Below are 8766 nucleotides of genomic sequence, written 5' to 3'. Positions count from 1 at the left end.
TGAGCTGGTGGCGACGCTGCGCGTCTTCGGGGACGACTCCGCCGACGGCCTCATGCACATCGGGCGCGTGTGTACGGCACCGTCCTGGCGAGGACGGGGGATCGCGGCCGGGCTGATCCGCCGGGCGTTGGAGCTGTGCGGTGACCGGCCGGTGGAGATCGGGGCCCAGGCCCACCTCGAGCAGTGGTACGAGCAGTTCGGATTCGTCCGGTGCGGGCCCGACTACCTCGACGGTCGGATCCCCCATCTGCCCATGCGACGCGACCTCCTAGGATGAGACCAGGCTCACCCTTCGATCCCTTCCGAGGACACACATGACGTCTGACGCCCCCTCCGTCCCGCTGGTCAAGGCTCTCCTCCCCGAGAGCGAGATGCCGACGCACTGGTACAACATCCAGGCCGACCTGCCCGAGGCGATGGCGCCCCACCTGCACCCCGGAACCAGGGAGCCGCTCGGTCCCGAGGACCTGGCGCCCCTGTTCCCGATGGCGCTCATCGAGCAGGAGGTGACCGGTGAGCGGTACGTCGAGATCCCCGAGGCGGTCCGGGAGATCTACCGGCTGTGGCGACCGTCGCCGCTCATCCGTGCACGGCGCCTCGAGAAGGCGCTGGGCACCTCGGCCCGCATCTACTACAAGTACGAGGGCACCAGCCCCGTCGGTTCACACAAGCCGAACACCGCGGTCGCGCAGGCGTACTACAACGCCGCCGAGGGCATCACCAAGCTGACCACCGAGACCGGCGCCGGCCAGTGGGGTGCGTCGCTGGCGTTCGCCGGGCAGGCCTTCGGCATCGAGGTCGAGGTGTGGCAGGTCAAGGCCTCCTTCCACTCCAAGCCGTACCGGCGCATGCTCATGGAGACCTTCGGGGCGTCCGTGCACCCGAGCCCGTCCGACCTCACCGAGGCCGGTCGCGCGTTCCTCGCCAAGGACCCCGACACCCCCGGCTCTCTCGGTATGGCCGTGTCCGAGGCCGTCGAGGTGGCCGCCGCGGATCCCGAGGCCCGCTACTCGTTGGGCTCGGTGCTCAACCACGTGTGCCTGCACCAGACCGTGATCGGCGAAGAGGCCATCAAGCAGCTGGCGATGTTCGGTGAGGGCGCTCCGGACTACGTGTACGGCTGCGCCGGCGGCGGCTCCAACCTCGCCGGGCTGGCATTCCCGTTCATCCGGGAGAACCTCGCCGGCGCCGGGACCCGGATCGTCGCGGTCGAACCCACGGCCTGCCCGTCGCTGACGGAGGGTGAGTTCCGCTACGACCACGGTGACGTCGCGGGTCTGACCCCGCTGATGAAGATGTACACCCTCGGCCAGGACTTCGTCCCGGATCCCATCCACTCCGGCGGCCTGCGCTACCACGGCATGGCGCCGCTGGTCAGCCACGTCAAGCACCTCGGCCTGCTCGACTCGATGGCCGTGGAGCAGAACGTCGCGTTCGCGGCCGGCGTCGAGTTCGCCAAGGCGGAGGGCATCGTGCCCGCCCCCGAGTCGACCCACGCACTGGCCGGTGCCATGGCGAAGGCCCGCGAGCACACCGGCGAGGCCGGGACCGGGCCGTCGATCGTGATCGGCCTGTCCGGTCACGGCTTCCTCGACCTGCCCGCGTACGAGTCGTTCGTGCGCGGCGAGCTGGGCTGACGCGCCGCACGAGCCCGCGTCCCCACCCGACCACCAGACACGTTCCCCACCCTCGATAAAGGAGCCCCCAATTGACCAAGACCATCGAGTTCACCGACCGCGTCGCGATCGTCACCGGTGCGGCCGGCGGCCTGGGCCGCGCGTACGCCCTCGCGTTGGCCGAGCGTGGCGCCAAGGTCGTCGTCAACGACCTCGGTGGCGACGTCCGCGGTGAGGGCGGGTCGCCATCGCTCGCGCAGCAGGTCGTCGAGGAGATCACCGCGGCCGGCGGCGAGGCGATCGTGGACGGCAGCGACATCACCGACGAGGCGGCGGTCGAGGCCATGGTGTCCACCGTCATGGAGAAGTGGGGCCGCATCGACGTCCTCATCAACAACGCCGGCATCCTGCGCGACAAGTCCTTCGCCAAGATGGACATCGCCGACTTCCGCAAGGTGCTCGAGGTCCACCTCATGGGTTCGGTGAACTGCACCAAGGCCGTGTGGCCGCACATGGTCGAGGCGGGTTACGGCCGCATCCTCATGACCACGTCCTCCTCGGGCATCTACGGCAACTTCGGCCAGGCCAACTACGCTGCGGCCAAGTCGGGGCTGGTCGGCCTGATGAACGTCCTGGCCATCGAGGGCGAGAAGAAGAACATCAAGGTCAACTCCATCGCTCCGACGGCCGCGACCCGCATGACCGAGGACCTGCTGCCGCAGCGGGTGCTGGACATCATGGGCCCCGAGACCATCGCGCCGGGCGCCCTGTTCATGGTCAGCGAGGACGCCCCCACCAAGACGATCCTCGGTGCCGGCGCCGGCGTGTTCGCGGTGTCGCAGATGGTCGAGAGCCGTGGCGTCTACCTGCCCGAGGGTGCGCGGACCCCCGAGGTGGTGGCCGAGCGCTGGGCGGAGATCGCCGACGTCACCGACGCCAACCCCCTCGAGGGCGCCTTCGAGCAGACCTCCAAGTACGCCGCGCTGGCCGCCCGCGAGCTCGGCCTGCACCTGGAGAGCTGACCGGCCGGGGCGGCCGGGGCGGCCGGGCGGCGCGGATGACGCCGGGGGCCGGCCGCGGGTCACTCCTGGTCGGCGAACTGCGTCTCGTACAGCTCCGCGTACCGCCCGCCGCCCGCGAGGAGCTCGGCGTGCGTCCCCGACTCCACCACGCGCCCCGACTCCAGGACGAGGATGCGGTCCGCGGCCCGGACGGTCGACAGGCGGTGCGCGATCACCAGCGACGTCCGGTCGGACATCGCCTCCGTCAGCGCCTCCTGCACCGCGGACTCGTTGGTCGAGTCCAGCGCGCTCGTCGCCTCGTCCAGCACCACGACCGACGGCTCCGCGATGAGCAGACGCGCGATGGTCAGGCGCTGACGCTCTCCACCCGACAACCGGTACCCGCGGTCACCGATGACCGTGTCGAGGCCGTCGGGAAGCGACGCGACCAGGCCCTCGAGCCGGGACCGGCGCAGCGCGTCCCACACGAGATCGTCGGTGACCTCCGGGCGCGCGAAGGTGAGGTTCGCGCGGATCGTGTCGTGGAAGAGGTGGCCGTCCTGGGTGACCATGCCGACCGTCCGACGGAGCGACGACGACGTGACGTCACGCACGTCCAGGCCCGCGACCCGCACCGCGCCCGAGTCGACGTCGTACAGGCGGGGCAGGAGCGACGCGATGGTCGACTTCCCGGCGCCCGACGACCCGACGAGCGCCACCATCTCGCCCGGCGCGGCGCGGAACGAGATCCCGTGCAGCACCTCCTGCCCGCCGCGGGTGTCGAGGACCGCGACCTCCTCCAGCGAGGCCAGCGAGATCTTGTCCGCCGAGGGGTAGGAGAAGTGGACGTCGTCGAACTCGATGGTCGCCGGGCCCTCGGGGATGTCGACGGCGTCGGGGGCATCGGAGATCAGGGGCTCCAGGTCGAGGACCTCGAAGACCCGCTCGAAGCTGACGATGGCCGTGACGATGTCCATCGGCGCGTTGGCCAGCGCCGTCAACGGGCCGTAGAGACGGGTGAGCAGCAGCGCCAGCGCGACCACCGACCCGGCGTCCAGCCCGCCGTTGAGGGCGAACCACCCGCCCAGCCCGTAGACCAGCGCCAGGGCGAGAGTGGACACGAGCGTGAGCGAGTTCATGAACACGCTCATCAACAAGGCGGTGCGCACCCCGATGCCGCGGACCCGCCCGGCGCGTGCCGCGAACTCCGCCGACTCCGCGGAGGGCCGGCCGAAGAGCTTGACCAGGGTCGCGCCACCGGCGTTGAAGCGCTCGGTCATCTGGTCGTTCATCGACGCGTTGAGGTCCGAGGCCTCGCGACGGAGCCGGGCCAGACGCTTACCGACGTACCGGGCGGGGAACAGGAAGATCGGCAGCAGGAGGACCGACAGCACGGTGAGCTGCCAGTTGATGCCGGCCATCACCGCCAGGGTGAGGACCAGCTGCACCAGGTTGGACACGACCCCGGAGAGGGTGTCGGAGAAGGCCCGTTGGGCACCCATGACGTCGTTGTTGAGGCGACTGACCAGGGCGCCGGTGCGGGTCCGCATGAAGAACGCGACCGGCATCGTCTGCACGTGGTCGAACACGGCGCGGCGCAGATCGAGGATCAGGCCCTCGCCGATCCGGGCCGACCACAGCCGAGTGAACACGGCCGCCACCGCCTCGACGACGCCGATCGCGGCGATGAGGACCGCGAGCCCGACGACCACGTGAACCGACGAGGCCTCGACGATCGCGGTGACGACCCGGCCCGCGAGCACGGGGGTCAGGACCGCCAGCGACGCCCCGAAGACGGAGAGGATGAGGAAGACGACGATCCGCCGGGTGTGTGGGCGCGCGAACTGCCCGATCCGGCGGAAGTTCTCGCGGGTGAAGACACTCCGGTCGAGCGAGATGCCGTTGTTCTCGGCCCGGTACAGCGTCCGCATGGCGGCCATGTGCATGGACAAGCCGGGCCACTCCTCTCACGCCGGTCGAGGGGTGTACCGACGACACCTCCGTACAACCCGGCCGGTGCCCGACCTATTCCGGCCTGGGTCGGAGATCGCGGGTCCTCGTCGTCGTCATCATCGAGGCCTTCTGGACAAAGACCGACCGTATGTCTAGACACGGCGCGGGTTTTTGTCTAATGTCGGGTGTAACACAGTGGCATATGCCACAAAACGTTGATTCGGAGGTCGTCGCGATGTCCAGCACCGAGTACATCCGCCCCACGGACGGGGCCGATCAGCACGAGGCGCCTCACGCGCACCATGACCATCACGGGCACGCTCACGCGGACGTCGAGCCGTACGCGTGGACCGACGCCAAGCGCTACCTGTGGCTCCTCGGCGTGATCCCCGCGATGGGCCTGTTCCTGTCCATGCCGTTCGTCGCCGGCTTCAACGCCCTCGGCTGGGAGATCCCCGCCACCGCCGCGTGGTACCTCCTGCCGTTCCTCGTCTACGTCGCCATCCCGCTCGGCGACCTCGCCATCGGCGCCGACGGGGAGAACCCGCCGGACGAGGTCATGGACAAGCTCGAGGCCGATCCGTTCTACCGGTGGTGCACCTACCTGTACATCCCGTTCCAGTACGGCTCGCTCATCGCGGCCTGCTACCTGTGGACCGCCGACGACCTGTCCTGGCTCGGCTACGACGGCGGCCTGGGCGTCGCCGCCTCCATCGGCGTCGCCTGGACCGTGGCCATCACCGGCGGCATCGGCATCAACACCGCTCACGAGCTCGGCCACAAGATCGCCGGCAGCGAGAAGTGGCTGTCCAAGGTCGCGCTCGCCACCACCGGTTACGGCCACTTCTTCATCGAGCACAACCGCGGCCACCACGCGCGCGTCGCCACTCCGGAGGACCCCGCCAGCTCCCGCTTCGGAGAGTCCTTCTGGGCGTTCCTGCCCCGCAGCGTCGTGGGCTCGCTCCGCTCGGCGTGGTCGCTCGAGTCCGAGCGTCTCGGTCGCCTGGGCAAGAGCCCGTGGACCCTCCGCAACGACAACCTCAACGCCTGGCTCATGACCGTCGTGCTGTTCGGCGCGCTCATCGCGATCTTCGGGTGGGAGGTCGCCCCCTGGCTGATCGTGCAGGCGATCTTCGGGTTCTCCCTGCTCGAGGTCGTCAACTACCTCGAGCACTACGGACTGCTCCGCCAGAAGACCTCGGCCGGTCGGTACCAGCGCTGCCGCCCCGAGCACTCGTGGAACTCCGACCACCTGGTGACCAACATCTTCCTGTACCACCTGCAGCGCCACTCGGACCACCACGCCAACCCGATGCGCCGCTACCAGATGCTGCGCAGCTTCGAGCAGGCCCCGCAGCTGCCGTCCGGGTACGCGACCATGATGGTCATCGCCTACATCCCGCCGCTGTGGCGGAAGGTCATGGACAAGCGCGTCCTCGACCACTACGACGGCGACATCACCCGCGCGAACATCCAGCCCTCCAAGCGGGAGAAGATCCTCGCCCGCTACGGGGCTGGCTCGACCGCGGTGGCGGAGAAGATCATCGCCGACACCGACATCGCGACCGACCAGACCTCGCCCACCGGTGAGTACGTGTGCCCCAACTGCGGGAACCACTACTCCGAGGCCGCCGGCCTCCCGCGCGAGGGCTTCCCGCCCGGCACCCCGTGGTCGGCCATCCCCGACTCCTGGCAGTGCTCGGACTGCGGCGTGCGCGACAAGGTCGACTTCCTGCCGGTGAAGTGACCCCCGCGTACGGGGTGGGAACCCGGCCCTCCCCCGCCCGGAACCGGGTATCCGCAACAATGGACACCATGCCCCGTCACCGCCAGACCAGTGACCGACGCTCCCCCGCGGACGCGCGCGGGGAGCGTCGGCCGCTCCGCAGCACCGTGTTCGAGGCCATGCACGAGCTCCTCGGCTCGCGCGACTGGTCCGCGGTCACCATGTCCGACGTCGCCAAAGCCGCCGGACTGAGCCGGCAGACCCTCTACAGCACGTTCGGCAACCGGGAGGGTCTGGCGCAGGCGTACGCGCTGCAACTGTCCGAGACGTTCGCCGGTGAGATCCGCGACTCCATCATCCGGTATCCCGGGCAGATCGAGACCGCGCTGCGTGAGGGCATCAACGGCTTCCTGCTCTCCAGCCAGCGCGACCCGCTCATCCGGGCCCTGCTCACCGGGGACATCAAGCCGGAGCTGCTGCGGCTCATCACCACCGAGGCCGGCCCGCTCATCGAGCGGGCCACCGAGGTGCTCACCCCCGCCCTCGCCGAGAGCTGGATGCGGATCGAGGAGTCGCAGGCCCGGTTGGCGGCCTCAATCATCGCCCGCATCGGCATCAGCTTCATCTCGCTCCCGCCCGAGGACCCCGACCAGCTGGCCTCCGGTCTGACCGAGGTCATCGCGCCGTACCTGCAGAAGGTCGTCCAGGTCGACCTCCCGGGCTGAGGGCCCGGTGCCCTATGCCCCGTCGCCGAGCATCGACTCGGTGCCCGGCTGACCCGGGACCGGCACACTCGCCTCGAGGAACAGGCCACGCGCCTCCACGCACAAGCGCTCGCCCGCGTGGATGGTCGCGTGGGTCCACGTCTTGCGGCCCTCGCGCTCCTGGACCCACGCGCGGAACGACAGCGGCTCGAGCAGCGGGGTGGGCGACCGGTAGTCGATCTCGTAGTGCGCGGTCATCCCGAGGCGGCCGCCCCAGTGGTTGGCGAACCCCATCATGTGGTCGATGATCAGGGCGCTGATACCCCCGTGGACACACCCGGGAGGGCCCTGGTAGACGGGGCCCAGCGTCACCTCCGCCCGCACCGAGCCGTCATCGCAGCCGTAGAACTGCACCGGCGGGGCGAGCGGGTTCTCCGGCCCGGCGACCGGGTTCGACCGACGGGTGCCCGCACCCGTCCACATGGTCTCCAGCCGCTTCGCCGGCGACGGGACCCGCGGTTCGAGCAGGTCAGCCACCTCGGCCAGGCGGTCGGCGATGTCCCCGAGCTCGACCTCCGAGTGCGCCAACGCCGCTGTCGCCTCACGGAGCCGACGCAGCTCGGCCACCGCACGATCGAGGTCGGGATCCGCCGGCGGCAACTCCGGGGTGGGGATCGGCTCGAACGTCTCGCCCAGTCGCTTCCGCGCCGCCTCGAGGGAGAAATCCTCGTTCGGACCCAGCTTCGGCAGGGGCACGCCGCCGAATCCGGGATTATCGCTCTGTTTAGTCATACTCTTAGGGTATGTCGACACCTGTCAATCCGAAGCCGTTCGATCCTGCTACCTATGGCCCCTGGGCCCTCGTCGTGGGCGGAAGTGAGGGCGTGGGCGCCGAGATCGCCTTCCGCCTCGCCGATCAGGGGGTGTCCACGGTTCTCGTCGCCCGCAAGACCGGGCCCCTCGAGGAGACCGCCGAGGCCGTGCGCGCCAAGGGAGTCGAGTGCCGGACCCTGTCCGTCGACCTCACCGAGCCCGGTGCCACCGAGGGCATCGCCGCGGCCTGCGAGGGCCTCGACCTCGGCCTGATCGTGCTCAACGCCGGCGCCAACACCTACGGCTCCGAGTTCGTCGAGTCGGACATGGCGCAGGTGCAGAAGGTCATCGACCTCAACATCACCTCGCCGATGCAGATCATCCGCCAGTTCGGCCCCGGCCTCAAGGCCCGCGGCCGCGGCGGGATCGTCGTGATGGGCTCGATGGCCGGCTACCTCGGCCACGCCGACATGAGCGTCTACTCCGCGGCGAAGGCGTTCAGCCGTGTCTTCGTCGAGGGCCTGTGGCTGGAGATGCGCGAGTACGGCGTCGACGTCGTCGAGGTCATCCTCGGCGTCGTCCGCACCCCCGCGATGGTGCGCGCCGGCCTGGACATGGACCTGCCCGGCTTCACCGTCAGCGAGCCCGAGGAGGTCGCCGAGGAGGTCCTGGCGTCCATCGGCAACGGGCCGATCCACGTCTGTGGCGGCGAGAACAACCGCAAGGGCGTCGAGTTCTCGTCCGGCGTCGACCGTGGCCGGATCGTGGCCGGCTCCCACAAGCGGATGAAGGCCCTCCGCGGGAACTGACCACCGGCTCCCGGGCGCGCTCCGGGGTCACCGGCGCGGGGACATCCCGCACCGGTGGGCCCCGGGGCGCGCTGCTGTGTCGGGAAGGGCGCGCCGGCCGGGGCCTCGGATGCTCCTATGGATGTCAAGCGGCTTTGGCGAGGT

At 69.9% G+C, this 8766-nt stretch carries 8 protein-coding genes; 6 read left to right on the top strand and 2 right to left on the bottom strand.

What is annotated here, in order from left to right:
- The 3 genes from G6030_RS13890 to G6030_RS13880 all read left to right on the top strand — a co-directional run.
- Positions 1 to 277 (top strand): GNAT family N-acetyltransferase (locus G6030_RS13890; protein ID WP_182643531.1); only part of this gene is annotated, 277 nt, incomplete at its 5' end.
- Between the two features lie 37 nt (positions 278 to 314).
- Positions 315 to 1637: a TrpB-like pyridoxal phosphate-dependent enzyme gene (locus G6030_RS13885; RefSeq protein WP_182643530.1), complete on the top strand. Its 1323-nt coding sequence runs from the start codon at positions 315 to 317 to the stop codon at positions 1635 to 1637.
- Positions 1638 to 1708: 71 nt separating this feature from the next.
- Positions 1709 to 2638, top strand: a complete 930-nt coding sequence (locus tag G6030_RS13880) for an SDR family NAD(P)-dependent oxidoreductase (protein ID WP_182643529.1) — start codon at positions 1709 to 1711, stop codon at positions 2636 to 2638.
- Positions 2639 to 2697: 59 nt separating this feature from the next.
- On the opposite strand, the gene G6030_RS13875 is transcribed toward G6030_RS13880, so the two are convergent.
- Entirely contained in the window at positions 2698 to 4563 is a 1866-nt protein-coding gene (locus G6030_RS13875) for an ABC transporter ATP-binding protein (RefSeq protein WP_241724364.1), read from the bottom strand.
- Between the two features lie 242 nt (positions 4564 to 4805).
- Here G6030_RS13875 and G6030_RS13870 point away from each other — a divergent pair, with 242 nt between their 5' ends.
- Together G6030_RS13870 and G6030_RS13865 are read left to right on the top strand one after the other, a co-directional pair.
- Positions 4806 to 6317, top strand: a complete 1512-nt coding sequence (locus G6030_RS13870; RefSeq protein ID WP_182643528.1) for a fatty acid desaturase — start codon at positions 4806 to 4808, stop codon at positions 6315 to 6317.
- A gap of 68 nt (positions 6318 to 6385) precedes the next feature.
- On the top strand, positions 6386 to 7021 hold the full coding sequence (locus G6030_RS13865) for a TetR family transcriptional regulator (protein WP_241724363.1): 636 nt from the start codon (positions 6386 to 6388) through the stop codon (positions 7019 to 7021).
- 12 nt (positions 7022 to 7033) lie between these two features.
- On the opposite strand, the gene G6030_RS13860 is transcribed toward G6030_RS13865, so the two are convergent.
- On the bottom strand, positions 7034 to 7792 hold the full coding sequence (locus tag G6030_RS13860) for a PaaI family thioesterase (RefSeq protein ID WP_182643526.1): 759 nt from the start codon (positions 7790 to 7792) through the stop codon (positions 7034 to 7036).
- A gap of 11 nt (positions 7793 to 7803) precedes the next feature.
- On the opposite strand from G6030_RS13860, the gene G6030_RS13855 reads away from it, so the two are divergent.
- Complete coding sequence (locus G6030_RS13855) at positions 7804 to 8622, top strand: SDR family NAD(P)-dependent oxidoreductase (RefSeq protein ID WP_187701840.1); 819 nt, start codon at positions 7804 to 7806, stop codon at positions 8620 to 8622.
- Positions 8623 to 8766: the final 144 nt, after the last annotated feature.

The sequence above is a fragment of the Dietzia sp. E1 genome (assembly GCF_014145015.1).
GTDB classification, from domain to species: domain Bacteria; phylum Actinomycetota; class Actinomycetes; order Mycobacteriales; family Mycobacteriaceae; genus Dietzia; species Dietzia cinnamea_A.
The sequence above is the reverse complement of the archived record's forward strand: the minus strand, read 5'-3'. Positions and strand labels throughout refer to the sequence as shown.

Coding starts and splice junctions, on each gene's coding strand:
- G6030_RS13885 (WP_182643530.1), top strand. CDS start 315: ATGACGTCTGACGCCCCCTCCGTCCCGCTGGTCAAGGCTCTCCTCCCC.
- G6030_RS13875 (WP_241724364.1), bottom strand. CDS start 4,563: ATGCACATGGCCGCCATGCGGACGCTGTACCGGGCCGAGAACAACGGC.
- G6030_RS13870 (WP_182643528.1), top strand. CDS start 4,806: ATGTCCAGCACCGAGTACATCCGCCCCACGGACGGGGCCGATCAGCAC.
- G6030_RS13865 (WP_241724363.1), top strand. CDS start 6,386: ATGCCCCGTCACCGCCAGACCAGTGACCGACGCTCCCCCGCGGACGCG.
- G6030_RS13860 (WP_182643526.1), bottom strand. CDS start 7,792: ATGACTAAACAGAGCGATAATCCCGGATTCGGCGGCGTGCCCCTGCCG.
- G6030_RS13855 (WP_187701840.1), top strand. CDS start 7,804: ATGTCGACACCTGTCAATCCGAAGCCGTTCGATCCTGCTACCTATGGC.